The sequence below is a fragment of the Janthinobacterium sp. GL_088 genome, assembly GCF_057837845.1.
This window is the reverse complement of the sequence record NZ_CM174453.1, coordinates 4,642,269-4,668,736: the sequence shown is the minus strand read 5'-3', so window position 1 is coordinate 4,668,736 and position 26,468 is coordinate 4,642,269. Positions and strand designations below refer to the sequence as shown.

Sequence of the window (26,468 nt, the reverse complement as noted above, 5' to 3'; positions counted from 1 at the left end):
TCCCGCCTCACCACCCGATTCCCCTGTAAAGTCAATGATCGCCCGCCTGACCCCTGTTGCCCTGTTGCCGCATGTTTAATTCACCTTACCAGCGCCTGCGCGCCAGCCTGCGCGTGCTGTATGGCTCGTCGATCTATGGCGCCTTGCTGCTGGTGGTATTTGGCGGCCTGGTCGTGCCCGCCATCTTCGGCAGCTATGTGCTGGTCGGCGTGCATGAGCGCCAGTCGGCGCGCACCAGCCTGAACGAGGCCTTGCAGCGCAATGCCGACATCCTGGCGCTGGGCATGCAGGAGTCGTTGTGGAACATGAATGCGGAATCGGCCCATTCGCTGGTCGAGTCGGTGATGCGCGACCGCTCCGTGCTGCTGGTGAAGGTGCTGGGGCAGGGCGACACGGAATTCATCAGCCTGCAGGCGCCGCAACGGCCCGTGGGCAATCTGTACCGCGCCGAGCGCGACATCCTCGTGCGCGGCGAACGCATCGGCCACGTCGTCGTCGAGATGGACGATGCGCGCAGCCAGCAGGAGCTGCGCGAAAAGCAGATGTCGTATATTTTCGTGCTGGGTGCGCAGCTGGCCGTGTCGATGGCGCTGATCGTGCTGTTCCTGAACCGCCGTCTGTTGAAGCCGCTGCGCCGCCTGACGCGCTTTTCCGACCGCCTGTCGCACGGCGATTTCGACACGCCGCTGGCCTCGCACAGCAATGACGAGTTGGGTCGCCTGACGGCCCAGCTTGAGCAAATGCGCGCGGCCATCGGCCAGCTGTTCGAGGATGTGGGCCAGCGCGAGGAACGTTTCCGCACCATCGTCACGCAGGTGCCGGGCGCCGTCTTCCGCTACCGTCCCGACGGCCCCATCGATTTCGTCAGCGACGCCATCGAAGACATTTCCGGCTATTCGGCGCGCCAGTTCATGCGCGGCACCACGCATGCCTGGGCCGACCTGATCTGCCCGGAAGACCGCCGCGAGCACCGCCGCGCCGTGCGCCAGGCGGTGCTTGATGTGCGGCCGTATGCGCTGGAATACCGCATCATCGATGCCTTCGGCATCGAACGCTGGGTGGCCGAGAATGGCCAGCCGCAGGCGGGCGAACAGGGCGTCACCTGGGTCGATGGCATCATCGCCGACATCAGCCAGCGCAAGCACCACGAGATGCGCATCGAAGCGCTGCTGACCGAGCAGAGCGCGATTCTCGACAACGTGATGTTCGGCGTGATGTTCGTGCGCCACCGCCGCATCATTTCCGTCAACCGCCGCTGCGAGGAACTGTTCGGCTATGACCATGCCGAGATGACGGGCAGTTCGACGGCCATCGTGTTCATGACCTCGTATGACTTCGAAGAGGCGGGCGAGCGCCAGTATCCGGCGCTGGCCATGGGCGGCGATTTCAGCGAGGAGCGCCAGTACAAGCGCCGCGACGGCAGTGTGTTCTGGGCGCTGGTCAGCGGCTGCGCGCTCGACCCGCTGCGCCCCACTGAAGGCAGCATCTGGGTGTATGCGGACATCACGGCGCGCAAGGAAGCCGAGGAAAAGCTGCGCCTGTCGGCTACCGTGCTCGAACATATCGCCGATGGCGTGATGGTGGTCGATGCCGGCGGCATCATCGTCACCGTCAATCCCGCCTTTACGCAGATCACCGGCTATACCGAGGCCGAAGCGGTGGGCCAGCACTCGTCGCTGACACGCTCGGCGCGCCACGACGCGGCGTTCTACGAGGCGATGTGGAACGAGCTGAAAGCCAGCGGTTTCTGGCGTGGCGAAATCTGGCACCAGCGCAAGAACGGCGAACTGTACCTGGAATGGCTGACCATCAGCGCCGTGCGCGACGCGCGTGCCGGCACCACGCATTACGTGGGCGTGTTCAGCGACATCACCCTGATCAAGGAGTCGCAGGAAAAGCTCGATCACATGGCCCACCACGACCCGCTGACGGCGCTGCCGAACCGGCTGCTGTTCCACGACCGCCTGCAGCACGCGCTGCTGCGCGCCGCGCGCGACCAGGAACAGCTGGCCGTGCTGTTTATCGACCTGGACCGCTTCAAAAACGTCAATGACACCCTGGGCCACCATGTGGGCGACGAATTGCTGCAAAAGGTGGCCGGCCAGCTGGCGGCCCGCCTGCGCGAAGGCGATACCCTGGCGCGCCTGGGCGGCGATGAATTCATCGTCCTGCTCGAACGCGTCGACGGAGAGTACGGTGCCACGCAGGTGGCGGAAAAGCTGATGACCATGTTCGACCAGCCGTTTACGGTGGCCGACCATGAGTTGTTCGTCACCTGCAGCGTGGGCATCAGCCTGTATCCGGACGATGCGCTGGACTTGAACATGTTGATCCGCAATGCCGACGTGGCCATGTACCAGGCCAAGGCGCGCGGGCGCAACGGCTACCGCTTCTATGCGCCGTCGATGACAGGCGAAGGCGTCGAGCGCCTGCGCCTGGAAACATTCTTGCGCCGTTCGCTGGAAAAGAACGAAATGTTCCTCAATTACCAGCCGCAGGTGGAAATCGACACGGGCCGCCTGGTCGGCGTCGAGGCGCTGGTGCGCTGGAACCACCCGGAACTGGGCCTGGTGCCGCCGGCCCGCTTCATTCCGCTGGCCGAGGACAGCGGCTTCATCAACCAGCTGGGCAAATGGGTGCTCGACGAGGCGTGCCGCCAGATGATGCGCTGGCAGGCGCAGGGCTTGCACGTGCCGAAGATGGCCGTCAATCTGTCCGTCAAACAGTTCGAGCGGGGCAGCATCGCCGGCATGGTGGCCGCCATATTGAAGGAAACGGGCCTGGAGCCGCAGCGCCTGCAGCTGGAAGTGACGGAATCGGTCATCATGAACACGGGCGACGCGCTGGGCTTCATCAACGACTTGCACGCCATCGGCGTGGGCCTGGCCATCGACGACTTTGGCACCGGCTATTCCTCGCTCGCGTACCTGAAACAGCTGCCTGTGCAGACCCTGAAGATCGACCGCTCCTTCATCAAGGATATCTCGACGGACGTCAATGACGAGGCGATTGCGATTGCCATCATCCAGCTGGGCAAGAGCATGCAATTGTCGGTGATCGCCGAAGGCGTGGAGACGGAAGAACAGGCCGCCTTCCTGCTGCGCCATGGCTGCAAGCTGGCGCAAGGCTATTTTTATAGCCGTCCGGTGCTGGCACAGGATATGCTGGAGCGCTGGATCGATACGCTGGATCAACCCGCTGGATCCACCACTAACTAATTAAAGGGTATCCCATGGCCGGAGAAAAAAACACGTCGCGCCGCCGTTTCCTGCTCGGCGGCCTGGGCCTTGGCGTGGCCGGCGTGGGCGCCCTGGTGCTGGGCTGGGGCGTGCTGCCGCCGCGCCAGCGCCTGCATGGCAGCACGCCGCTGCCGCTGCAGGATGGCGCCGTGGCCCTGAATGGCTGGCTGGCTATTCAAGCTGACGGCAGTGTCCTCCTGGCCATGCCGCGCAGCGAGATGGGGCAGGGCGTGCATACGGCCTTGCCCATGCTGGTGGCGGAGGAACTCGACGTACCGCTGGCTAGCGTCAAGCTGATCCAGGCGCCCATGGATAAAATCTTCGGCAACGTGGCCATGCTCCAGGATGGCCTGCCCTTCCACCCGGACGACCGGGGCCGCGTCAAAGCGCTGGCCCAGTGGACTGTGGCCAAGGCGGCGCGCGAACTGGGCGTGATCGTCACGGGCGGCTCGTCGAGCGTGAAGGATGGCTGGGGTCCCATGCGCGAAGCGGGCGCTTCCGCACGCGCCATGCTGGTGGGCGCGGCCGCCGCGCTGTGGCAAGTGCCGGCCGCACAATGCCGCACGGAAAATGGCGCAGTGGTTCATCCGGACGGCCGGCGCGCCAGCTACGCCAGCCTGGCGCAGCGCGCCGCCGGCATAGCCCCAGGCGCGCCCGTGCTGAAGTCGCCCAAGGATTTCAAACTGATCGGCCAGCCGGCGCCGCGCCGCGACACGCCGTCCAAAGTCAATGGCAGCGCGCGTTTCGGCATCGATGCGCGTCCGCCCGGCATGCTGTACGCGGCCCTGCATCTGCCTCCGCGCCTGGGCGATACCCTGTCCGCGTTCGACGCGGCGCCCGTGCTGGCCATGCCCGGCGTGAAAAAGGTGCTGGACCTGACGCCGCAGCTGGCCCAGCGCAGCGTCTCGTGCGCCGCCGTGGTGGCCGACACCTGGTGGCGCGCCAGGCAGGCGGCCGCCGCCTTGCCGACGCAGTGGAAGGCTGGCCCGCAAGCGAACTTGTCCAGCGCCGGCGTGTATGCGGAGTTTGCTCGCCTGTTAGACACTGAAGCCGGTTATGCCTACCACGCCAGCGGGGAAGTGGAAAGCAAGGCCGTGCAGGGTTTGCGCAGCATCAAGGCAGAGTACCGCGCCCCGTTTCTCGCGCATGCCGCCATGGAGCCCGTCAACTGCACCGCGCAAGTCAAGGATGGCAAGGTGATGCTGTGGGTGTCGACGCAGGCGCCCGGCATCGCCGTCGACGTGGCGGCGAAGGTGGCTGGCGTCGATGCGAAAGATGTGATGATCGAGGTGCTGCTGCTCGGTGGCGGTTTTGGCCGGCGCCTGGAAGTGGACATGATTGCCCAGGCCGTCGCCATCGCGCTGCAGTGCAGCGGGGCGCCCGTGCAGCTGGTGTGGACGCGCGAACAGGATACCAAGCACGATATGTACCGTCCCGCCGCGCTGGCCCGCTTCGCGGCCCGCCTCGACGAGCACGGCCGCATCGCTTCCTGGGACAATAAATCCGTCAGCGGCTCCATCACGCACCAGTTCTTGCAGCGCAATTTCGGCTTGCCCGGTGCGGGGCCGGACAAGACGACGGCCGAAGGCGAATTCGACATGCCGTATGAAATCGCCAACCAGCGCATCGCCCACGTGATCGCCGACAGCCCCGTGCCGATCGGCTACTGGCGTTCCGTCGGGCACTCGCACAACGCGTTCTTCAAGGAAAGCTTTATCGACGAGCTGGCGCACGCGGCGGGGCAGGATGGCATCGCCTTCCGCCGCGCCATGCTGGTGAAACATCCGCGCCACCTGGCCGTGCTCGATGCGGCCGTCGCCAGGGCGGGAACTCCGCCGCCTGGCCATGCGCATGGCGTGGCCTTGCACCAGTCGTTTGGCAGCATCGTTGCGCAAGTGGCGCAGGTGTCGGTGGAAAACGGCGAAATCCGCGTGCAGCGCGTGGTGTGCGCCATCGATTGCGGCATCGCCGTCAATCCGAACATCATCGCCCAGCAGATGGAATCGGCCGTGCTGTTCGGCCTGTCGGCGGCGCTGGGCGGCGAGATCACCTTCAAGGAGGGGAAAGTCGAGCAGGGCAATTTCCACGACTATCCCGTGCTGCGCATGGGGCAAACGCCCGAGGTGGAAACCATCATCATCGCCAGCGCCGAACATCCGGAAGGCGTGGGCGAACCGGGTACGCCGCCGATCGCGCCGGCCGTGGCCAACGCCGTGTTCAGTTTGACGGGGAAAAGGCTGCGCAGCTTGCCGCTGCGCCTGGGTTGATTTACATTAAGCCAGGGTGGCGGCCAGTAAATGACGCAGATTGCAGTCGCGCTGCCAGTCGCGCCGCTCCTGCGTGCTGCCGGCCAGCGCCGCCAGTTCGTCCCCGCTGAGGGCTTGCTGCGCCTGCACCATGCGGTGCGCCAGGCCGCCGTCGGGCAGCACGGTGCCGAAGAAGGCCACGTTGTCCTCGTGCTGGATCAGCAGGGTGGGGAAGTTGTCGATGTCGAGGTCGCCCACCACGTCGGCCTGGTCTTCGATATCGATCCAGACGAAGACGGTGTCCGGGTGGCGCGCGGCCAGTTCCTCGAACGTGGCGCGGTAGCTGCCGCAAGTGCCGCACCACAGCGCGCACAGGCAAGCCACCGTCCAGCGCGTGCCGGCCAGGGCTGTGGCGACGTCGGCGCGGTTGTCGGTCGTGAGGGTCAGGCTGTGCATGGTCGTATCTATATAGTGGGGCGGATGGGCGCCGGGCGCCCGATGCGTGTATTCTACCGCGCCCGGCGACGCCAGTCCTGGCAATGCATGAGCTTGTTTAGCCGTGTTTTTTGATGCAATCCGCCTTTCTGGTGGATAATGCTGGTAATTGCGCGCTGATTACGCTGGTCCATGCTGTTTCCTGGCCCCGCAGCCTGACCCCTCCAGTCTGTTTTCATGCCCTGCCCGGTGTCAGCGCTCCCGCCTTTATTTATTTTTATTATGGAATTAGCCAGCTTATGTTGAGTTACCGCCACGCCTTTCACGCGGGTAATCACGCCGATGTGTTGAAACATTATGTGCAGATTCAGTTGTTGCAATATCTGAATCAAAAAGATACCGCCTATAGTTATATCGATACCCACTCCGGCGCGGGCGTGTATGCGCTCGACGGCGGCTATGCGTCGAAAAATGCCGAGTACGAAACAGGCATCGCGCCACTGTGGGACCGCACGGACTTGCCAGCCTCGCTGGCCGAGTACATGAAGCTGATCAAGGAAATGAATCCGAGCGGCAAGATGCGCTACTACCCGGGTTCGCCGTACTGCGCCGACAAGGTCAGCCGTGAGCAAGACCGTCTGCGCCTGTTCGAGTTGCATCCTGCCGATGCCAAGATTCTGGCCGACAACTTCCGCAAGGTCGAGGCGCATGCGCTGGCCCAGGGCGAGCGTCCGACCGTGCGCGGCAAGCGCGTGCTCATCACCAAGGCCGACGGCTTCCAGAGCCTGAAAGCCCTGCTGCCGCCGCCATCGCGCCGCGCGCTGGTGCTGATTGACCCGCCGTATGAAGACAAGATGGATTACCGCAAGGTCAAGGACACCCTGGCCGATGCCCTCGTGCGCTTCCCTTCGGGCATGTATGCCGTCTGGTATCCGGTGCTGCAGCGCATGGAATCGCGCCAGTTCGCCGACAAGCTCAAGCAATTGCCCAGCTCGGACTGGCTGCATGTGGCCCTGACGGTCAACACCCCGTCGCCGGACGGTTTCGGCTTGCACAGCAGCGGCATGTTCATCTTGAACCCGCCGTACACCCTGGAGCCGATGTTGCGCGAAGTCATGCCGTATCTGGTGAAGGTGCTGGGCCGCGACGATGGCGCGAAGTTCGTATTGGAAACGGGCAAGGGCGGCCAAAAGAATACGGGTACCCGTCGAGTATGAAGACACCAGACCAAACCTACTGCGCGTCGGTATAGGCGGCCTGCGATGCTCACCGGCTCGGCGCCCCCGTACTGAGTACGGTTGCGCTTCTTAGCCACCTCTCCCTTCCGCTCGCTACGGTTTTGTCAGGTGTCGTAACTATCGTAGTTGAGCAAAGTAAATAAACGCCACGGCAAATATTTCCGTGGCGTTTGTCGTTTACTGTCCCAGCAACAGGAACACGGTCGGTTTCTTGTGGAAGTCGGGCGCCTTGCCGGCGGACAATTGTTTCTTCCACTGGCCGCCATTCCACGTCTGTACGCTTTCCGTGTCCAGGCTCAGGTCGGTGGCGACGCAGATCAGGGTGGACGGCGCGCATTGCGCCACCAGCGCTTCGAGCATGGCGGCGTTGCGGTACGGCGTTTCGATGAACAGCTGGGTCTGCTTTTCATTGCGCGAGCGGCTTTCCAGTTCCTTGATGCGTTTGGCGCGCAGGGCCGCGTCCGTGGGCAGGTAGCCGTTGAAGGCGAAGCTCTGGCCGTTCAAGCCGCTGGCCATCACGGCCAGCAGGATCGACGACGGGCCCACCAGCGGGCGCACTTTAATGCCGTGCTGATGCGCCAGGCGCACCAGGTCGGCGCCGGGGTCGGCCACGGCGGGCACGCCCGCTTCCGACACGAGGCCCGCATCGCGTCCCGCCAGCAGGGGCGCCAGCAAGCCGGCCAGCGCTTGCGCGGGGGTATTGACGTTGAGTTCGGAAATCGTGATTTCCTGCAGCGGCTTGGCCAGCGGATGCTGGTTGCCGATCAATTTCAGAAAGGCGCGCGCCGTCTTGGCGTTTTCTGCAACGAAATAATCGAGTTGCGACGTAATCTGCCGTACTTGCTCGGGAATGATGTGGGCCAGCGGGTCGGCCGGGCTGTCGGACAGGCCGAGGTGATTGGGAATCAGGTACAGGGTGCCGGTCATATTGTTATTGTCGGTAAATTAAATGGTGAAAAACGTGACGCCCGCCTTGCGCAGCATGCCGGTGAGGGCGATCAGCGGCAAGCCGGTGAGGGCGGTCGGGTCGGTGGTGGCGATGCATTCGAGCAGGGCGATGCCCAGGCCTTCGTTCTTGGCGCTGCCGGCGCAATCGTAAGGCTGCTCGATGCGCAGGTAGGCGTCCAGTTCCGTATCGGGCAAGTCGCGCACGGTGACGAGGGTCTGGATATCTTCCACTTGCGCCACAGGCAACGCCTGGCGGCCGTCGAGCAGGCACAGCGCCGTGTGGAACACGGTCTGGCGCCCGCGCATGGTTTGCAGTTGCAGCAAGGCATTCGCATGGTTGCCGGGCTTGCCGATCTGTGCGCCGTCCAGGGTGGCGACCTGGTCGGAGCCGATGACGAGGCTGCCAGGATAGCGGTCGAGCACGGCCTGCGCTTTTGCTTGCGCCAGGCGCAGGGCCGTGGCGCTGGGGCTTTCACCGGGCAGGGGACTTTCGTCGAGATCGGGCACGGCGACCTCGAAAGGCAGGCGCAGGCGTTCCAGCAATTCCTTGCGGTAGGTCGAACTCGATGCAAGAATCAAGCGCAATGGGGCGGAAGTTGGTATCATTCGGTAGTGGATGGCGGCCGGCATGGCCGCGCTGGTCGATGTCAGTGGAATTTCACGCAAATCCCAGGGCGCAGAGCCCACAATTGAGGCTCCATGCGGCATGACGGTGTTGATGAAGTTGTCATGTTGATGGCAATGATTGCGTCAAAAAAGATGCTTAGCCTTTGACTCCGTGCTAAAAACCCTGTTATTATCGCAGGTTTTCCGGGGAAATTTTCTACCAATGAATGCTTTTGTGATCGACGCCTTTGATTTTTGTCGTATCAGCGGGAGCCGCGAGGGTGTAACTCCTGTCGCTGAAATGACCCGGTTGACCAAGGATTGTGCAGATAATTCCGGCGAGATCGCCTGGAAGATCGTCGGCGGCACCAGCAAGCTGGGCTACCCACAACTGACCTTGTCGGTCAACGGCACCGTTCAGCTGGTTTGCCAGCGCTGCCTGACTCCGTATGCTTACGCAATTGATTCGACGACCACTCTGATGCTGGGCAAGGATGACGAGCACGCGGACGAGATCGAAGAAATCATCAACGATGAAACGATCGACGTGATCGTCGGCAGCCGCAGCATGGATGCCGCGGCCCTGATCGAAGATGAAGCCTTGCTGGCCCTGCCGCAGGTACCCAAACACGACGTCTGCCCCGATACGGCGCAGCTCGATGCTCTCAAGACTGAAAAGAAGTCGCCGTTTGCGGCCCTGAAAGACTTGAAGCCAGAATAAAGTAGTAGTTGTAGTTTATAGGTGGCCGCAAAAACCGTAGGTTTGTGAGGTCCCGCTTAGAGAACGTGTCAAACGCGTGTTGTAATCGAGTATGGCAAGTGTAGTGAAATGTAATTGTAATAAACGATGTCGGTCCGGGCTATTTTCGGGTAGTCTTTGCCGCTGGGATACTCGATTCGCATGTATTTGCTAATCGATTGTGCTAAAATTTTAGAACTTATGTATTAGGAGTCATCATGGCAGTTCAACAGAACAAGAAAACCCCTTCCAAGCGCGGCATGCACCGTTCGCACGACTTCCTGGTCGCGCCGCAATTGAGCGTCGAGCCAGTTACCGGCGAAACACACATGCGTCACCATATCAGCCCTAACGGCTTTTATCGTGGCCGTAAAGTGTTGAAGACCAAAAACGACGAGTAATCGACGTTTTTGTTGGGTAAGATGAAAGCGGTGTTGCGTGGTTATTCGGCGTGGCGCCGCTTCTTCTTTTTTATCGGCTGCAATTCATCTTGCGCACCCGTCATTTTGAATCAAGCTTGCTCAGGCGGTGCATGACATGCTGCGCCCTGCATATGCTCCAGTCCGATTCACATCTTGCCGCACGCCCGCAGCGGTATTGAATCAACACAAATGACAATCAAAATTTCTATCGACTGCATGGGCGGAGATCATGGTCCCTCAGTCACTATCCCCGCAGCAATTTCCTTCGTAAAACATGAGCCTGAAGCCGAACTGATCCTTGTTGGATTGGAAGACGTGATCCGTGCCGAACTGAAAAAACATAAAGCCGACACGCATCCGCGCCTGTCGGTATTGCATGCCTCCGAACAAGTTACCATGGACGATCCCCTGGAAGTGGCCCTGCGCCGCAAGAAGGATTCCTCCATGCGCGTGGCCATCGAACAGGTCAAGAATGGCGTGGCGCAAGCCTCCGTTTCCGCCGGTAATACGGCAGCCCTGATGGCCGTGTCGCGCTACGTACTGAAAACCATGTCCGGCGTCGACCGCCCGGCCATCTGCAGCATCTTGCCGAATCAAAAGAACGGCCCGACCTACATGCTGGACCTGGGCGCCAACGTCGATTGCGAACCGCATCACTTGCACCAGTTCGCCATCATGGGTTCCGTGCTCGTGTCCGCCATGGAGGGTATCGAACGCCCGACGATCGGTTTGCTGAACGTGGGCACGGAAGATATCAAGGGCAATGAAGTGGTGAAACTCACCGCGAAGCTGCTGCAGGCCGACCACGAGCGTGGCGCGCTGAACTTCTACGGCAACGTGGAAGGCAACGATATCTTCAAGGGCACGACCGATATCGTCGTCTGCGACGGTTTTGTCGGCAATGTCACCCTGAAAGCCATCGAAGGCCTGGCGCGCTTCATGAAAGACGTGCTCACTTCCGAATTCAAGCGCAATCCGATTACCATGCTGGGCGCGCTGATTGCCCGCGGGGCCCTGAAAGCCATCGGTAACCGCTTGAATCCATCGCGTTATAACGGCGCCAGCCTGCTGGGCTTGCGTGGTCTCGTCTTCAAGAGCCATGGCAGCGCCGATGCCTATTCGTTTGAATGGGCCTTGCGCCGCGCCTTTGATGCGGCAAAAAATGACGTGCAAGCACACCTGGCCAGCATGATCGCCGAGCTGATGCCGCGCACGCCAGTACCGGACGAACCTACATCAACAAGCTCTACCATTTAGTGGACGGGTATTTGCATGACTGTTTTTAGCAAAACTTACAGCAAAATTATCGGTACCGGCAGCTACTTGCCGGAGAAGCGCGTCACCAACCAGGATTTGACCGAACAGCTCGCCGCCAAGGGCATCGAGACGTCGGATGAGTGGATTGTGTCGCGCAGCGGCATTTCGGCGCGCCATTACGCGGCGCCGTCGCAAAACTCCTCGGACCTGGGCGTGGAAGCGGCCAAAAAGGCCCTGGAAATGGCCGGCCTGAACGGCAACGACCTGGACCTGATCATCGTCGCAAGCTCGACCCCCGATTTCTTCGGCAGCTTCCCCAGCACCGCCTGCATCGTGCAAAACAAGCTGGGCATCACGAATAACTGCGCCGCCGTCGACGTGCAAGCCGTCTGCAGCGGTTTCGTGTATGCGGTGGCCACGGCCGACAGCTTCATCCAGTCGGGCATGCATAAAAACGTGCTGGTGATCGGCGCCGAAGTGTTTTCGCGCATCCTCAATTTCGACGACCGCGGCACCTGCGTGCTGTTCGGCGACGGCGCCGGCGCCATCGTCATGACGGCGTCAAAAGAGCCGGGCATCCTGGCCACCAAATTGCACGCGGACGGCCGCCACTCGGACATCCTCAGCGTTCCCGGCAGCCTGGCTGGCGGCGCGCTGGCTGGCAGCGCCTTCCTCTACATGGATGGCCCGGCCGTATTCAAGCTGGCCGTGTCCGTGCTGGAAAAGGTCGCGCACGAAGCATTGGCGCACGCCAACATGACGTCGGACCAGATCGACTGGCTGATTCCGCACCAGGCGAACATCCGCATCATGAACAGCACGGCCAAGAAACTCGGCTTGCCGCTGGACAAGATGGTCGTCACCGTCGACCAGCATGGCAACACCTCGGCCGCCTCGATCCCGCTGGCGCTCGACATTGCCGTGCGCGATGGCCGCGTCAAGAGGGGCGACAACGTCATGATGGAAGGCGTGGGCGGCGGCTTTACCTGGGGCGCTGTGCTGGCGCGCATGTAATCCCGCAACACTATTAAAAAAACGGAGTCGACATGACACAATTTGCATTTGTTTTCCCAGGCCAAGGCTCGCAAGCGATTGCGATGCTCGACGGTTTCGCCGGCAACCCCGTGGTTGCGCAGACCGTCGCCGAAGCGTCGGACGCCCTGCAATTCGACCTGGGCAAGCTGATCGCTGAAGGCCCGAAGGAAGAACTGGACCTGACTACCAACACGCAACCGGTGATGCTGACGGCGGCCGTGGCCTTCTACCGCGCCTGGCTGGCGGCTGGCGGCCCCGTGCCGACGGTCGTGGCCGGTCACAGTCTCGGTGAGTACTCGGCACTGGTTGCCGCCGGCGTCATTTCCTTCAAGGATGCCGTGCCGCTCGTGCGTTTCCGCGCGCAAGCCATGCAGGAAGCCGTGCCTGTCGGGCAGGGCACGATGGCTGTCGTGCTGGGCCTGTCGGATGACGACGTGCGCGCCGTGTGCGCGGAAGCGGCGGCGGAAAACCCGGCCCTGGTGGTCGAGCCTGTCAATTTCAATGCGCCAGCGCAAGTGGTCATCGCGGGCCACACGGCTGCGGTCGAGCGCGCCTGTGAACTGGCCAAGGCCAAGGGGGCCAAGCGCGCCATGAAGCTGCCCGTTTCGGCACCGTTCCACTCGTCGCTGCTGAAGCCCGCGTCGGACCGCTTGCGCGAGTACATGGCTAGCTTGACGTTCGCCGCGCCGCAAATCGCCCTGATCAACAACGTCGACGTGGCCATCGTCAATGATGTGGCCGGCATCAAGGATGCGCTGGTGCGCCAGGCAGCCAGCCCCGTGCGCTGGGTGGAAACCATGCAAAAAGTGGCGGCCGACGGCATCACGCAAGTGATCGAATGCGGTCCGGGCAAGGTCCTGATGGGCCTGGCCAAGCGCATCGATCCGGTACTGGTGGGCGACGCTATCGTCGACCAGGCATCGCTGGAACGCATTTTGACGCAGCTCAAATAAACAGCAAACGGCAGTGCAGCTGTGGCTGCCGTCAGCCATCTTTAAGGATACTCATGAATTTAGCAAATCAAATCGTGCTGGTCACGGGCGCCTCGCGCGGCATCGGCCGCGCCATCGCCACCGAACTGGGCAAGCAGGGTGCCACCGTGGTCGGCACCGCCACCTCGGAAAGCGGCGCGCAAGCGATCACCGATTACCTGGCTGCCGAAGGCGTGACGGGCAAGGGCCTGGTCCTGAACGTGACCGATGCGGCGCGCTGCGCGGCCGTCGTCGATGAAGTGCAGAAAACCTACGGTAGCCTGTCGATCCTGGTCAACAACGCGGGCATCACGCAAGACCAGCTGGCCATGCGCATGAAGGATGAAGAGTGGGACAGCGTCATTTCGACGAACCTGTCGGCCGTTGGCCGCCTGTCGCGCGCCGTGCTGCGTGGCATGATGAAAGCCAAAACTGGGCGTATCATCAATATTACGTCGGTGGTGGCTTCGTCAGGCAATCCGGGGCAAATGAATTACGCGGCGGCCAAGGCTGGCGTGGAAGGCATGAGCCGCGCCCTGGCGCGCGAAATCGGCAGCCGCAACATTACCGTGAACTGCATCGCGCCGGGCTTCATCGATACCGACATGACCAAGGCGCTGAGCGAAGAGCAGCATGCGGCCCTGTTGACGCAAATTCCCCTGTCCCGCCTGGGCAAACCGGAAGACGTGGCAGCGGCCGTGGCCTTTTTGGCCTCGCCGCAAGCGGCGTATATCACGGGCACGACCCTGCACGTGAACGGCGGAATGTACATGAATTGATGTGAAAGCTAGACAGGGCGGGCGTTTGTGGCATGATTCAACGGCTGTTTTTGTCTATAATCGCATCTTTTAGCAGCAGCTTCGGTTGAATTAGCAGCAGACACCGAAATTAGTATTCGGACGCGCAAACCTGATAAAATGCGCGCACTTTCCGTAACACACACTTTGGAGCCATAACATGTCGGATATCGAACAACGCGTTAAGAAAATCGTCGCTGAGCAACTGGGCGTTGCAGAAGCAGACATCAAAATCGAATCCTCCTTCGTCGACGACCTGGGTGCCGATTCCCTGGACACCGTGGAACTGGTCATGGCCCTGGAAGACGAATTCGAAATGGAAATCCCTGACGAACAAGCTGAAAAAATCACCACCGTGCAACAGGCGATCGACTACGCCACCGCACACGTCAAGGCCTAAGCCTGTCTGACCGACTTCAGGAGAATCGCTTGAGCCGTTCTAAAAACCGTCGTGTTGTTGTCACCGGCCTGGGCTGCGTTTCACCTGTCGGCAATACTATTGCCGAGGCGTGGGGCGCAATCATTGAAGGTAAATCCGGCATTGCCACGATTACCAAGTTCGATGCACTGCCATTCACCACGCATTTTGCTGGTGAAGTCAAAGGCTTCAATATCGAAGAGTACATCTCCGGTAAGGAAGCCCGCCACATGGATACCTTTATCCATTACGGCATGGCTGCAGGCATCCAGGCGATGCAGGACTCCGGCCTGGAAGTGACCGAAGAAAACGCCGAGCGCATCGGCGTGATCATCGGTTCCGGTATCGGCGGCTTGCCGCTGATCGAGGAAACCAAGTCCGAGTACGAAAAGCGCGGTCCGCGCCGTATTTCGCCATTTTTCGTGCCTGCCTCGATCATTAACATGATCTCTGGCAACCTTTCGATCAAATATGGTCTGAAGGGCCCGAACCTGGCGATCGTTACGGCGTGTACCACCGGTTTGCACAGCATCGGTGCCGCAGCGCGCATGATCGAGTACGGCGATGCCGACGTCATGATCGCCGGTGGTGCTGAATCGACCGTGTCGCCACTGGGCCTGGGCGGTTTCGCTTCGGCGCGTGCCTTGTCGACCCGCAACGACGATCCGGCAACGGCATCGCGTCCGTGGGATACCGACCGCGACGGCTTCGTGCTGGGCGAGGGCGCTGGCGTCATGGTGCTGGAAGAGTACGAGCACGCGGTGGCCCGTGGTGCCAAGATCTATGCCGAAGTGCATGGTTTCGGGATGAGCGCAGATGCTTATCACATGACCTCGCCGCTGGAAGATGGTAGCGGCGGCAGCAAATCGGTGATCGCGGCCCTCGACAACGCAGGCTTGAACGCGGATCAGATTCAGTACCTGAACGCGCACGGCACGTCGACCCCGCAAGGCGACGTGGCGGAAGTGATGGGCATCAAGCGCACCTTCGGTGATCACGCCAAGAATCTGGTCGTCAACTCGACCAAGTCGATGACGGGCCATTTGCTGGGCGGCGCGGGCGGTCTGGAAGCGGTGTTTACGGTCCTGGCATTGCACCATCAGGTGTCGCCTCCGACCATCAACATCTTCAACCAGGATCCGGCGTGCGATCTCGATTTCTGTGCCAACACGGCGCGTGATATGAAGATCGATTATGCAGTGAAGAATTCGTTCGGCTTCGGCGGAACGAATGGCACGCTGATTTTCGGTAAAGCGAAATAAGCAGGAACTTTCAAGCGCTCGCTACGGTCAAATCGTAGTGAGCGCTGATTCGCCGCCAACGTTCGTTGGCGGCTGAATTTGCCCGGCATGGTGCCGGCGCGCCTTTTTTCCCCATGAAGTATGTCGATCGCGGTAGCGGCTGTCATTCGCACGCCTGTCTGTTTGCGCCTGTTGCAAGCGGTGCTGGGGCTGTGCGCGGTGCTGGCCGCCTGGCCCTTGAGTGGCGTCTGGCGCAGTCTGCCCGCGCCCGGCCAGCTGGTGGGCGACTATGCATTGGGCTTGCCTGGTGCCTTGCTGAGTGCGGCTGGCGGCGTGTTTTTACTGGCTTTTCTGCGCCGGCGCAGAAAGCCGCAGGCGCTTGATATTTCGCCGGTTGGGCAGTTGCGGCTGGCGGTATATCTGGAGCATGGCGAAGTGCCGGAAGCCGGTGCCGCCACGGTGGTGGCGCCGGCTGGGGCGGGGCTGCGCCTGTTGCCGGGCTCGACCTTGTGGCCGTCGCTGCTGGTGCTGTGCCTGGCGGATGGCGCCGGACGGCGCACGCAGCTGCTGGCGCAGCGCGGCGGCAGCTGCACCGCCTTCCGCCCGCTGGCCGTGGCGTGCCGGGCTATCGCGGCGCGGAACAGGGAAGAATAAAAGTGGGGCGAACACTGAACTTCTTGCAGCGGGCCAACTCTATATCCATACAGGCGCCCACGCTGCATGACTACAGGGACATTGGGCGTGAGGACAGAGCGCGAGTATGATCAGTTACTGGTCGAGCGGGTGCAGGCTGGCGACAAACGGGCATTCGATGTGCTGGTATCGAAATATCAGCGCCGCTTGATGCGCCTGGTGTCGCGCCTGGTGCATGACCCGGCGGAGGCCGAAGATGTGGTGCAGGAAACCTTTATCAAGGCATACCGGGCGCTGCGCCATTTTCGCGGCGAGGCCGCCTTTTATACCTGGTTGTATCGCATCGGCATCAATACGGCCAAGAATTATCTCGTCACGCAAGGGCGCCGCGCCGCCACGTCCAGCGATGCCGACGCCGAGCAGGCGGAGTCTTTCGATGACGGCAATAAGTTGCGAGACAACAATACACCCGAATCGGTGCTGGCCAGCAAGCAGATTGCAGCCACCGTCAATGCGGCCATGGATGTGCTGCCCATCGAGTTGCGCACGGCCATCGTGCTGCGCGAGATCGAGGGGCTGAGCTATGAAGAAATATCGGAGATCATGGCGTGCCCCATCGGCACCGTGCGCAGCCGGATTTTTCGCGCGCGCGAAGTGATTGCGGAGAAATTGAAACCGTTGTTGGACATGCCGATTGACAAGCGCTGGTAATCTGGGGAGTATGGAGTTGGCATGGCTGCGTCCGGTTTTCGCACCGATCTTCTTGAAATGGCAGGGCCCATCATGGACACGCATACACGATTGCACGAGACTATTTCCGCGCTGGCCGATGGCGAGCTGGCGGCGAGCGAACTCGAACTGGCTTTTGCCGCCCTCGATACGCCATCGGGAAGGCAAGCCTGGGATGCCTATCGCCACATCGGCGACGTGCTGCGCTCGGAGCAGTACGACCATGCACTGAGCGCCCAGTTCGACGCGCGCCTGGCCAGCCGCCTGGCCGCGGAGGCGGCGCCCGAAGGGGCGGTTGCCCATGTGGAGCCGTTGCCGCCCCTCGTGCCGCCGGGCGTGGCCGAGCCGCTGGCGCAGCGCTAAGTAACCCCCAATAAATTATTGTGATTTCTGACTTCCATAACCGGCGCTCTGCAAGGTGGCCGACGAGGCTTGCCCGCTGCTAGCAGTGCTCGCACTGCGTCGCAGCGGGCGCCTTGCATAGCATCCGGTTCTGTTCGTCATAAATTCACAATAATTTCCTGAGGATTACTTAGCTGTCGCGTTTTCCATCTTATGCCAGGCTTAACGTTCCCGCCGCCCCCTTGACACTGGCCTTCGCTACGATTGACACTGTGCGCAGGTAATATCTTGCTTTTGCGATATATTGTTGCTGCCATGCGCGCTGTCAGGTGGGTTTACCCCTGGGATTCCGTCATGACGGCCAATCATGCGCGCAGGCAATCGCCTGATCCGCGTTTTGATCCGTTTATAAACTCGAAAAGATCCTTTCCATGAAAAAAAACATGTGTGCCGCCAGCAAGTCGTTTTCAGTGAAGACGCTTTCCGCTTTATTGTTCGGTACGGCTGGCGTCTTCCTTGCTCCCACCATGCTGGGCCTGGCGCCACAAGCGCAGGCCGCCGTGCCTGCCATCAAACTGCCTGATTTCTCGGACCTGGTCGATGCCGTCGGTCCGGCCGTCGTGAATATCCGTACCACCGAGCGCCTGAAGATGGGGGGCGCCGGGGCTGGCGTGGGCGGACAGGACGAGCAGGAAATGCAGGAATTCCTGCGCCGCTTCTTTGGCGGCGCCATGCCGACGCCGCGCCAGCAGGCGCCGCGCGGCGGCCGCCGCGCCGTGCCGCAGGAGCAGGAAGTACAGCGCGGCGTTGGTTCCGGCTTCATTATTTCGGCGGACGGCTACGTGCTGAGCAATGCCCACGTGGTCGACGGCGCCGACGAGGTGTATGTGACCCTGACGGACAAGCGCGAATTCAAGGCCAAGGTGATCGGCGCCGATGCGCGCACCGACGTGGCCCTGCTGAAAATCGAGGGCGCCAACCTGCCGCGCCTGACCATCGGCGACTCGAACAAGATCCGCGTGGGCGAGTGGGTGATCGCCATCGGCTCGCCGTTCAACCTGGAAAACACGGTGACGGCCGGCATCATTTCCGCCAAGTCGCGCGACACGGGCGACTACTTGCCCCTGATCCAGAGCGACGTGGCCGTCAATCCCGGCAACTCCGGTGGTCCCTTGATCAATATGCGCGGCGAGGTGATTGGCATCAATTCGCAGATCGCCACCCTGTCCGGCGCCTACAATGGCATTTCGTTTGCCGTGCCCATCGATGAAGCCATGCGCGTGGGCGAGCAGCTGAAAAAGACAGGTAAAGTCGTGCGCGGACGCATCGGCGTGCAGATCGGCGAAGTGAGCAAGGACGTGGCGGAATCGCTGGGCTTGCCAAACGCCAAGGGCGCGCAAGTGTCGATGGTGGAGCCGGGCGGTCCGGCCGACAAGGCGGGCATCAAGGCGGGCGACATCATCCTGAAATTCAACGGCGCCCAGATCGAGCGTTCGTCCGACTTGCCGCGCCTGGTAGGTGGCGCCGCCGTCAATGGCAAATCCACGATCACCGTCTGGCGCAAGGGCGCGCAGCAGGATGTTCCCGTCACCGTCGTCGAGCTCGAAAGCGAGAAAACGGCGAAGAAGGGCGTCAAGGAGCCGGAAGCGCAAGCCGTCAATGCGCTGGGGCTGAAGGTCAGCGACGTGCCGGCCGCGAAGAAACAGGAATTGAAGATCGACGCGGGCGTGCTGGTCGACGATGCCGATGGCGTGGCGGCCCTCGCCGGCCTGCAGCCTGGCGATGTGATCTTGCAGTTGAACAACGTTGCCGTGAAAGATGCCAAGCAGTTCAATGTCCTGGTGGCCAAGCTCGATCCGAAGAAGACGTCGGCCGTGCTGGTACGCCGTGGCGACGTGGCGCAATTCGTTTCGCTGCGTCCATCGGCCAAGTAAGTCTCTGATTCACCTGCATCCCGGCTCCAGCCGGGATGCCTTTCCCTTTTCTTCATGCACTTCACCCTCTATTCCCGCAGTTATTGCCATTTATGCCAGGATATGCTCGATGCCTTGCTCCTGCTGCAGCCGCCCGGAACACCGTTCACGGTGGACGTGATCGATATCGATACGTCGCCCGACGCCGCGCTGCTGGCGCGTTTCGATGAGCTGGTGCCGGTGCTGTTTGGCGACCTGGCGCAGCCCGAGCTATGCCATTATTTCCTTGATGAAGCTGCGGTACGACGCTGCCTGATGTAGTTTAAATATCAATATTGACGCTGCATTGCACCATTCTGGTGCTGAAAACAGCTGAAAATGTCAGCTTGGCCCGGTGCCGGCCTCATAAGACGGGCTTTCTACTCTGAAATCCGGTAAAATGGGGAGGTCGAAAAAGCTACTGTCCGAGGCAGCAGCTTCTGTCGCTTCAAAAGCGCTCGCCTGGGCATGCAGATGTCCTGCTCGGAGCGCTTTTTTCATCATGAGTGGGGCGCCTGGTTTTGGCCCTGTTTGGCCCGGACATGATCCCCCTGATTCCTGTTAAAGCAGTGTCGTCAACTTCGCACTTATATTAGTTAATGAACAACATACGCAATTTCTCCATCATCGCCCATATTGACCACGGTAAATCGACCCTGGCTGACCGCATCATTCAATTGTGCGGCGGCTTGTCCGACCGCGAGATGGAGGCGCAGGTGCTCGATTCGATGGATCTGGAGCGCGAGCGCGGCATTACCATCAAGGCGCAAACGGCGGCCCTGCACTACAAGGCCCGCGATGGCCAGATCTACAATCTGAACCTGATCGATACGCCAGGCCACGTCGACTTCAGCTATGAAGTGTCGCGCTCGCTGTCGGCGTGCGAAGGCGCGCTGCTGGTGGTGGACGCGTCGCAAGGCGTGGAAGCGCAGACGGTCGCCAACTGCTACACGGCGTTGGACCTGGGCGTGGAAGTGGTGCCCGTCCTGAACAAGATCGACTTGCCGAACGCGGATCCGCCGAACGCCATTGCCGAGATCGAAGACGTGATCGGCATCGACGCGGCCGACGCCGTGCATTGCTCGGCCAAGACGGGCTTCGGCGTGCTGGACGTGCTCGAGCAACTGATCGTCAAGGTACCGCCGCCGAAGGGCGATCCCGATGCGCCGCTGCAGGCGCTGATCGTCGACTCCTGGTATGACGCCTATGTGGGCGTGGTCATGCTGGTGCGCGTGGTCAACGGTACCCTGAAACCGAAAGACAAGATCCGCCTGATGGCCACCGATTCGGTGCAGCTGGTGGAAGACATCGGCGTGTTCTCTCCACGTTCGCAATCCTTGCCGCAATTGTCGGCAGGCCAGGTGGGTTTCATCATCGCTGGCATCAAGGAATTGAAAGCGGCGAAAGTGGGCGACACCGTCACCCTGGTCAGCCGTCCTGCTGTCGCGCCATTGCCTGGCTTCAAGGAAGTGCAGCCGCAAGTGTTCGCCGGCCTGTTCCCTGTGGAAGCGAACCAGTATGATGCGCTGCGCGACTCGCTGGAAAAACTGAAACTGAACGATGCGGCCCTGATGTACGAGCCGGAAGTGTCGCAGGCGCTGGGCTTCGGCTTCCGCTGCGGTTTCTTGGGCTTGCTGCACATGGAAATCGTGCAGGAACGCCTCGAGCGCGAATTCGACATGGACCTGATTACGACGGCGCCAACGGTCGTGTACGAAGTGATCCAGCGCGACGGCACCATGATCAACGTTGACAATCCGTCGAAGATGCCCGATCCGTCGCGCATCGAGGAAGTGCGCGAGCCTATCGTTACGGTCAATCTGTACATGCCGCAGGAATACGTTGGTTCCGTGATTACCTTGTGTATCGGCAAGCGCGGCATCCAGATGGACATGAGCTACCACGGCCGCCAGGTCAAGCTCGTGTATGAAATGCCGATGGCCGAGATCGTGCTGGACTTCTTCGACCGTCTGAAATCGACGTCGCGCGGCTATGCCTCGATGGATTACGAGTTCAAGGAATACCGCGCGGCCGACGTGGTCAAGGTCGACATGCTGATCAACAGCGAAAAAGTCGATGCGCTGGCGATTATCGTCCACCGTTCGAACAGCCAGTACCGTGGCCGCCAGGTGGCTGCCAAGATGCGCGAACTGATCCCGCGCCAGATGTTCGACGTGGCCATCCAGGCGACCATCGGCGCGAACATCATTTCGCGCGAGAACGTGAAAGCCTTGCGCAAGAACGTGCTGGCCAAGTGCTATGGCGGCGACATCAGCCGCAAGAAAAAATTGCTGGAGAAACAAAAAGCGGGTAAGAAACGCATGAAGCAAGTGGGTTCCGTGGAGATCCCGCAAGAAGCATTCCTGGCAATTTTACAAGTGGACGGTTAATACATGAACCTGCAAGTGATTTTAGGAAATTTCGCTTTAATCCTGTTCGTGCTGATGGTATTGACAGGCCTGGTCTGGTGCCTGGATGTGTTTTATCTGTCCAAGCAGCGCCGCAAGGCGGCCGACCGCGCCCTGGCTGAATTCGATGCGCGCCAGTCCAAGCTGGCCGCAGAAGGCATCAAGTCCGATGCGGGCGGCAGCCGCGCGACCATCGAAGCGGCCCTGTTGCGCCAGCCGACCTGGGTCGAGTATTCGGGCAGCTTCTTCCCCGTCATCGCCCTCGTGTTCTGCCTGCGCTCGTTCCTGTATGAGCCATTCAAGATCCCGTCGAGCTCGATGGTGCCGACCTTGCTGGTGGGCGATCTGATCCTGGTCAACAAGTTTACTTATGGCATTCGTTTGCCGATCGTCAACAAGCGCATCATTGAAGTCAACGATCCGCAGCGCGGCGACGTGATGGTGTTCAAGTACCCGAAAGATATGTCGCAAGACTATATCAAGCGCGTGATCGGTGTGCCCGGTGATAAAATCACCTATGAAAACAAGCGCTTGACGGTCAACGGCAAGGAAGTCGCCTACACCCCGCTGGACGACTATCTGGATGATGAAAGCACTGTTTACCACAAGCAGCTGGAAGAAAACCTGACGGGCGTGAGCCACCGCATCCTCAACGACGAGCCAGCTCCTACGTTGAACTTGCGCGAAGTGAAGGATTTCCCGCACAAGGATGCGTGCGACTACAACGAAGACGGTTTTACGTGTGTAGTGCCACAAGGCAATTACTTCATGATGGGCGACAACCGCGACAATAGTGCGGACAGCCGCTACTGGGGCTTCGTGCCGAACGAGAACATCGTCGGCAAGGCATTCCTGGTGTGGATGAACTTCAGCAATCCGAAAAGAGTGGGCGGCATACACTAAGCCGCCCCTATGGCTGCCGCGCCGATTCCCCGCGCGGCGGCCAGCCGAATTACTCAGATGACACAGAAACAACAATGAATCTTCAGTTATTGCAAACCCGTTTAGGCTATACGTTCCAGGATGCTGGCCTGTTGCAGCAAGCCTTGACGCATCGTAGCCACAGCAGTTTGCATAACGAGCGGCTGGAATTTCTCGGCGACTCCATCCTCAACTGCGTGGTCGCTTCCATCCTGTACGAACGCTTCAAGTCCATCGACGAGGGCGACTTGTCGCGCCTGCGCGCCAATCTGGTGAAACAGCAGTCGCTGTATGAAATCGCGCAAAAGCTGGAACTGTCGCAATTTTTGCGCCTGGGTGAAGGCGAGCTCAAATCGGGCGGTTTTCGCCGTCCATCGATCCTCGCCGACACCCTGGAAGCCTTGCTGGGCGCGATTTTCCTCGACACGGGCTTTGACGCCGCCAGCACAGTGATCCGCGCCTTCTACATCCCCATCCTCGATTCGGTCGATCCGCAAACCCTGGGCAAGGATGCCAAGACCCTGCTGCAGGAGTTTTTGCAAAGCAAGAAAATTTCGCTGCCACAGTACAATGTGGTGGCCACCCACGGCGCCGCCCACAGCCAGGAATTCGAGATCGAATGCCTGGTGCCAAAATTGAATATCCAGGTCTACGGTCGTGGCGGAAGCCGCCGCGCCGGTGAGCAAGCCGCCGCCAAACTGGCGCTGGACGTGGCCGAGCAGGCGTTGTTGAAGTCGCCTGCCGCCAGCCGCAAGCCGAAACCGCGCGCCGCCCAGCTCAAGCTGGCCGGCATTGCCACCATCCAGAGCGACGACGCGCAAGCTCCTGCAGCCCCGGCGATCGCCGCTCACACTAAACAGAATCGACACTAGCATGACAGCCACCAAAATGCCCGACAACTTCCGCTGCGGCTATATCGCCATCGTGGGCCGCCCGAACGTGGGCAAATCGACCCTGATGAACGTGCTGATCGGCGCGAAGGTCAGCATCACTTCGCGCAAGGCGCAAACCACGCGCCACCGCATCACGGGCATCCAGACGGTGCCGGACGCGCAATTCATCTACGTTGACACGCCTGGCTTCCAGACGCGCCACTCGAACGCGCTGAACAAGACGCTGAACAAGACCGTCACGAACACCCTGATTTCCTCGGACGTCATCCTGTACGTGATCGAGGCGGGCACGTTCGGCCCGGCCGACCAGCAAGTGATGGACCTGCTGCCGAAGGAAGTGCCATGCATCCTCGTCATCAATAAATCCGACCGCGTCAAGGATAAGGCTGTATTGTTGCCCTTCGCGCAAAAGATTGCCGCTATGCGCGACTTCGCCGCCATCGTGCCTGTCTCGGCCAAGCTGCACTTCCAGCTGGAAGGCTTGCAGAACGAAATCAAGCGCTTCTTGCCGGAAAATCAGCCCATCTTTGGCCCTGACGACATCACCGACCGCAGCGAGAAATTCCTCGCCTCGGAAATCGTGCGCGAAAAACTGTTCCGCTTCGTCGGCGACGAACTGCCGTACACGAGCACCGTGCTGATCGAGAAATTCGAGCAGGAGGGCGATCTGCGCCGCGTGTTTGCCGCCATCCTGGTCGAGCGCGATACGCACAAGTCCATGATCATCGGTAATAAGGGCGCGCGCCTGAAGGAAGTTTCCACCCAGGCCCGCCTGGACATGGAAAAGCTGTTCGGCGGCCCCGTGTACCTGGAAATCTGGGTCAAGGTCAAGTCGGGCTGGGCCGACAACGAGGCGGGCTTGCGCGCCTACGGCTACGAGTAATCCGCAACCCGGGGGCGACGCCACACGCATGAGCACCACCACGCCAGCGCTGCACCATCCTGCGCCAGCCTCATCTGCTGCACCTGCGGCGATCCTTACGCCGGTGGCCATCGCGCCGCCGGCCGCACCTCCCACAGCGCCCCGGCGTAGCCGTCCGCCCACGCGCGACGGCCGCATCACGGGCCAGCCAGCCTTCGTGCTGCACAGCTATCCGCATAAAGAAACCAGCCTCATCGTCGACGTGTTTACGCGTGAGTACGGCCGTATCGCGCTCGTCGCCAAGGGCGCCAAGCGGCCCCACTCGCAGTTGCGCGGCGTGCTGCAGACGTTCCAGCCCCTGCAGGCGGGCTGGACGGGCAAGTCCGAGTTGCGCATTTTGACGGGCGCGGAATGGGTGGGGGGCATGTTGCCGCTGGAAAAGACCGCCTTGCTGTGCGGCTTTTATTTGAACGAATTGCTGGTGAAACTGCTGGCGCGCGACGATCCGCATCCCGTCCTGTTCGACCACTACGTTGCCACCTTGAATCAACTGGCGCACAATGAGCCGCCGCCCATCGTGCTGCGTAAGTTCGAGCGCGCCCTGCTCAAGGAAACGGGCGTGGCGGCCGACCTGACGCGCTGCACGGGCACGCGCCAGGCCGTCGAAGCGGGGCAGGTGTACGTGGTCGACCCGGAACGGGGGCCGCGCCCGGCGCGCGCCAGCGATGCCTGGCCGAAGATCACGGGCAAGACCCTGCTCGACATGGAGCGCGAAGATTATCTTGACGTGGCCACGCAGGCGCAAAGCAAGCTGCTGATGCGCTTTTTGCTGGCCCATCAACTGGGCGGCGCCACCTTGAATACGCGCCAGATACTGATCGATTTAATGCAGCTGTAGCGGCGGTTTGCCGCACGACAGCACTTTACGGATACCATCACTATGAGCTTTTTGCAGCCTTCCGGCCCCGTCATCGACCTGGGCGTCAATATCGACCACGTGGCTACCTTGCGCAATGCGCGCGGCACCGCGTATCCGGACCCGGTCCGCGCGGCCCTGCTGGCCGAACAGGCGGGCGCCGACGCCATTACCCTGCATTTGCGCGAAGACCGCCGCCACATCAAGGATGCGGATGTCATCGCCATTGCACCGCAATTACTGACGCGCATGAACCTGGAAGCGGCCGTGACGGCCGAGATGATCGATTTTGCCTGCCGCATCAAGCCGGCGGACGTGTGCCTGGTGCCGGAAAAGCGCACGGAAGTGACGACCGAAGGGGGGCTGGATGTGGTGCGCTACTTCAAGGAAGTGCAGGCGGCCGTGCAACAATTGCAAGGCGAGGGCATTCGCGTGAGCCTGTTCATCGATGCGGACGAGCAGCAGATCGCCGCCGCCGCTGAGCTTGGCGCGCCCGTGATCGAACTGCACACGGGGCGCTACGCGGACACCGAGGGCGCCGAGCAATTGGCGGAACTGGAGCGCATCAAGGCGGGCGTGCTGTTCGGCGTGGGGCGCGGCTTGAAGGTCAACGCGGGCCACGGCTTGCATTACACCAACGTGCAGGCCATCGCTGCCATTCCTGATATTGCTGAACTGAACATCGGCCACGCCATCGTTGCGCATGCCGTGTTTGTCGGCTGGGAAAACGCCGTGCGCGCAATGAAGGCCATCATGGTGGCCACGCGTCTCGCTGGCAAGGCATAAACGCGGGACCAAGGAGGCAGCATGATTTACGGCATCGGTACCGATATCTGCAAGATTCCCCGTATCGAAGCGGCCCTGGCGCGCCACGGCGAGCGTTTCGCGAAAAAGATACTGGGGCCGCAGGAGCTGGAAAAATTCCGCGCCCGCAGCGCCAAGAACGCCGTGCGCGGCGTACGCTTCCTTGCCACGCGCTTCGCGGCCAAAGAAGCGTTTTCCAAGGCCATCGGCCTGGGCTTGCGCATGCCGATGACCTGGCCCGCCGCGCAGATGCTGAATCACCCCAGCGGCAAGCCGATGATCGTCTGCAGCGGCGTGCTGGCCGAGTTCATGGAAAAGCACCGCCTGAGCGCGCAAGTGACCATCAGCGATGAAGAAGAATATGCGGTCGCGTTCGTGATCGTAGAGCAAGCAGTGTAACGATAAGTGCGCAATGA

The 26,468-nt window shown here is 61.2% G+C and carries 26 protein-coding genes; 23 read left to right on the top strand and 3 right to left on the bottom strand.

Annotated elements, in window-relative coordinates:
• Positions 1-71 precede the first annotated feature (71 nt).
• Together AC3IQ7_RS20710 and AC3IQ7_RS20705 are read left to right on the top strand one after the other, a co-directional pair.
• Entirely contained in the window at positions 72-3,218 is a 3,147-nt protein-coding gene (locus tag AC3IQ7_RS20710; protein WP_489207204.1) for a bifunctional diguanylate cyclase/phosphodiesterase, read from the top strand.
• Positions 3,219-3,232: 14 nt separating this feature from the next.
• Positions 3,233-5,506, top strand: a complete 2,274-nt coding sequence (locus AC3IQ7_RS20705; protein WP_489207203.1) for a xanthine dehydrogenase family protein molybdopterin-binding subunit — start codon at positions 3,233-3,235, stop codon at positions 5,504-5,506.
• 6 nt (positions 5,507-5,512) lie between these two features.
• Here AC3IQ7_RS20705 and AC3IQ7_RS20700 read toward each other — a convergent pair whose 3' ends face one another.
• Positions 5,513-5,941, bottom strand: a complete 429-nt coding sequence (locus tag AC3IQ7_RS20700; RefSeq protein ID WP_489207202.1) for a thioredoxin family protein — start codon at positions 5,939-5,941, stop codon at positions 5,513-5,515.
• Between the two features lie 278 nt (positions 5,942-6,219).
• Between AC3IQ7_RS20700 and AC3IQ7_RS20695 the strand changes: the two genes are divergently transcribed.
• Positions 6,220-7,137: a 23S rRNA (adenine(2030)-N(6))-methyltransferase RlmJ gene (locus AC3IQ7_RS20695; RefSeq protein ID WP_489207201.1), complete on the top strand. Its 918-nt coding sequence runs from the start codon at positions 6,220-6,222 to the stop codon at positions 7,135-7,137.
• A 198-nt stretch (positions 7,138-7,335) separates the two neighbouring features.
• Here the strand turns inward: AC3IQ7_RS20695 and AC3IQ7_RS20690 are convergent, their stop codons facing one another.
• Positions 7,336-8,085 (bottom strand): SAM-dependent methyltransferase, encoded by a 750-nt coding sequence (locus AC3IQ7_RS20690; RefSeq protein ID WP_489207200.1) that lies wholly within the window; start codon positions 8,083-8,085, stop codon positions 7,336-7,338.
• 18 nt (positions 8,086-8,103) lie between these two features.
• Complete coding sequence (locus tag AC3IQ7_RS20685; RefSeq protein WP_322428355.1) at positions 8,104-8,712, bottom strand: Maf-like protein; 609 nt, start codon at positions 8,710-8,712, stop codon at positions 8,104-8,106.
• A 223-nt stretch (positions 8,713-8,935) separates the two neighbouring features.
• Between AC3IQ7_RS20685 and AC3IQ7_RS20680 the strand changes: the two genes are divergently transcribed.
• From AC3IQ7_RS20680 to acpS, 20 genes are all read left to right on the top strand, one after another.
• Positions 8,936-9,433 carry a YceD family protein gene (locus AC3IQ7_RS20680; protein WP_099378399.1) on the top strand — a complete coding sequence of 166 codons (498 nt, stop codon included), beginning with the start codon at positions 8,936-8,938 and terminating at the stop codon, positions 9,431-9,433.
• A gap of 236 nt (positions 9,434-9,669) precedes the next feature.
• Positions 9,670-9,852, top strand: a complete 183-nt coding sequence (gene rpmF, locus AC3IQ7_RS20675) for a 50S ribosomal protein L32 (protein WP_034749653.1) — start codon at positions 9,670-9,672, stop codon at positions 9,850-9,852.
• Between the two features lie 210 nt (positions 9,853-10,062).
• Complete coding sequence (plsX, locus tag AC3IQ7_RS20670) at positions 10,063-11,130, top strand: phosphate acyltransferase PlsX (RefSeq protein WP_099378400.1); 1,068 nt, start codon at positions 10,063-10,065, stop codon at positions 11,128-11,130.
• Positions 11,131-11,145: 15 nt separating this feature from the next.
• The gene (locus AC3IQ7_RS20665; RefSeq protein ID WP_489207199.1) at positions 11,146-12,144 is read left to right on the top strand and encodes a beta-ketoacyl-ACP synthase III; all 999 of its coding nucleotides are present in this window, start codon (positions 11,146-11,148) and stop codon (positions 12,142-12,144) included.
• A gap of 32 nt (positions 12,145-12,176) precedes the next feature.
• A complete protein-coding gene (gene fabD, locus AC3IQ7_RS20660) occupies positions 12,177-13,118 on the top strand; it encodes an ACP S-malonyltransferase (RefSeq protein WP_099378402.1) in 942 nt (313 codons plus the stop codon).
• Positions 13,119-13,171: 53 nt separating this feature from the next.
• Positions 13,172-13,915, top strand: a complete 744-nt coding sequence (fabG, locus tag AC3IQ7_RS20655; protein WP_099378403.1) for a 3-oxoacyl-ACP reductase FabG — start codon at positions 13,172-13,174, stop codon at positions 13,913-13,915.
• Positions 13,916-14,093: 178 nt separating this feature from the next.
• Positions 14,094-14,333 carry an acyl carrier protein gene (gene acpP, locus AC3IQ7_RS20650; protein ID WP_008449912.1) on the top strand — a complete coding sequence of 80 codons (240 nt, stop codon included), beginning with the start codon at positions 14,094-14,096 and terminating at the stop codon, positions 14,331-14,333.
• 29 nt (positions 14,334-14,362) lie between these two features.
• The gene (fabF, locus tag AC3IQ7_RS20645) at positions 14,363-15,613 is read left to right on the top strand and encodes a beta-ketoacyl-ACP synthase II (RefSeq protein WP_322428341.1); all 1,251 of its coding nucleotides are present in this window, start codon (positions 14,363-14,365) and stop codon (positions 15,611-15,613) included.
• Between the two features lie 120 nt (positions 15,614-15,733).
• Entirely contained in the window at positions 15,734-16,246 is a 513-nt protein-coding gene (locus AC3IQ7_RS20640) for a hypothetical protein (protein WP_099378405.1), read from the top strand.
• Between the two features lie 66 nt (positions 16,247-16,312).
• Positions 16,313-16,936, top strand: coding sequence for an RNA polymerase sigma factor RpoE (gene rpoE / locus AC3IQ7_RS20635; protein ID WP_035820241.1), 624 nt, complete (start codon positions 16,313-16,315; stop codon positions 16,934-16,936).
• 72 nt (positions 16,937-17,008) lie between these two features.
• Positions 17,009-17,317 carry an RseA family anti-sigma factor gene (locus AC3IQ7_RS20630; protein ID WP_489207198.1) on the top strand — a complete coding sequence of 103 codons (309 nt, stop codon included), beginning with the start codon at positions 17,009-17,011 and terminating at the stop codon, positions 17,315-17,317.
• A gap of 410 nt (positions 17,318-17,727) precedes the next feature.
• Entirely contained in the window at positions 17,728-19,230 is a 1,503-nt protein-coding gene (locus AC3IQ7_RS20625) for a DegQ family serine endoprotease (protein WP_489207197.1), read from the top strand.
• Positions 19,231-19,284: 54 nt separating this feature from the next.
• Positions 19,285-19,530, top strand: coding sequence for a glutaredoxin family protein (locus tag AC3IQ7_RS20620; protein ID WP_099378408.1), 246 nt, complete (start codon positions 19,285-19,287; stop codon positions 19,528-19,530).
• 317 nt (positions 19,531-19,847) lie between these two features.
• Positions 19,848-21,638: a translation elongation factor 4 gene (gene lepA, locus AC3IQ7_RS20615; RefSeq protein WP_099378409.1), complete on the top strand. Its 1,791-nt coding sequence runs from the start codon at positions 19,848-19,850 to the stop codon at positions 21,636-21,638.
• Between the two features lie 3 nt (positions 21,639-21,641).
• Positions 21,642-22,559 carry a signal peptidase I gene (gene lepB, locus AC3IQ7_RS20610; RefSeq protein ID WP_489207196.1) on the top strand — a complete coding sequence of 306 codons (918 nt, stop codon included), beginning with the start codon at positions 21,642-21,644 and terminating at the stop codon, positions 22,557-22,559.
• Positions 22,560-22,633: 74 nt separating this feature from the next.
• On the top strand, positions 22,634-23,449 hold the full coding sequence (gene rnc / locus AC3IQ7_RS20605) for a ribonuclease III (protein WP_034749615.1): 816 nt from the start codon (positions 22,634-22,636) through the stop codon (positions 23,447-23,449).
• A gap of 1 nt (position 23,450) precedes the next feature.
• The gene (gene era, locus AC3IQ7_RS20600) at positions 23,451-24,353 is read left to right on the top strand and encodes a GTPase Era (RefSeq protein ID WP_034749612.1); all 903 of its coding nucleotides are present in this window, start codon (positions 23,451-23,453) and stop codon (positions 24,351-24,353) included.
• 28 nt (positions 24,354-24,381) lie between these two features.
• Positions 24,382-25,230, top strand: a complete 849-nt coding sequence (recO, locus tag AC3IQ7_RS20595) for a DNA repair protein RecO (RefSeq protein WP_489207195.1) — start codon at positions 24,382-24,384, stop codon at positions 25,228-25,230.
• Positions 25,231-25,272: 42 nt separating this feature from the next.
• Positions 25,273-26,034: a pyridoxine 5'-phosphate synthase gene (gene pdxJ, locus AC3IQ7_RS20590; protein ID WP_489207194.1), complete on the top strand. Its 762-nt coding sequence runs from the start codon at positions 25,273-25,275 to the stop codon at positions 26,032-26,034.
• Between the two features lie 21 nt (positions 26,035-26,055).
• The gene (gene acpS, locus AC3IQ7_RS20585) at positions 26,056-26,451 is read left to right on the top strand and encodes a holo-ACP synthase (protein ID WP_092714701.1); all 396 of its coding nucleotides are present in this window, start codon (positions 26,056-26,058) and stop codon (positions 26,449-26,451) included.
• Positions 26,452-26,468: the final 17 nt, after the last annotated feature.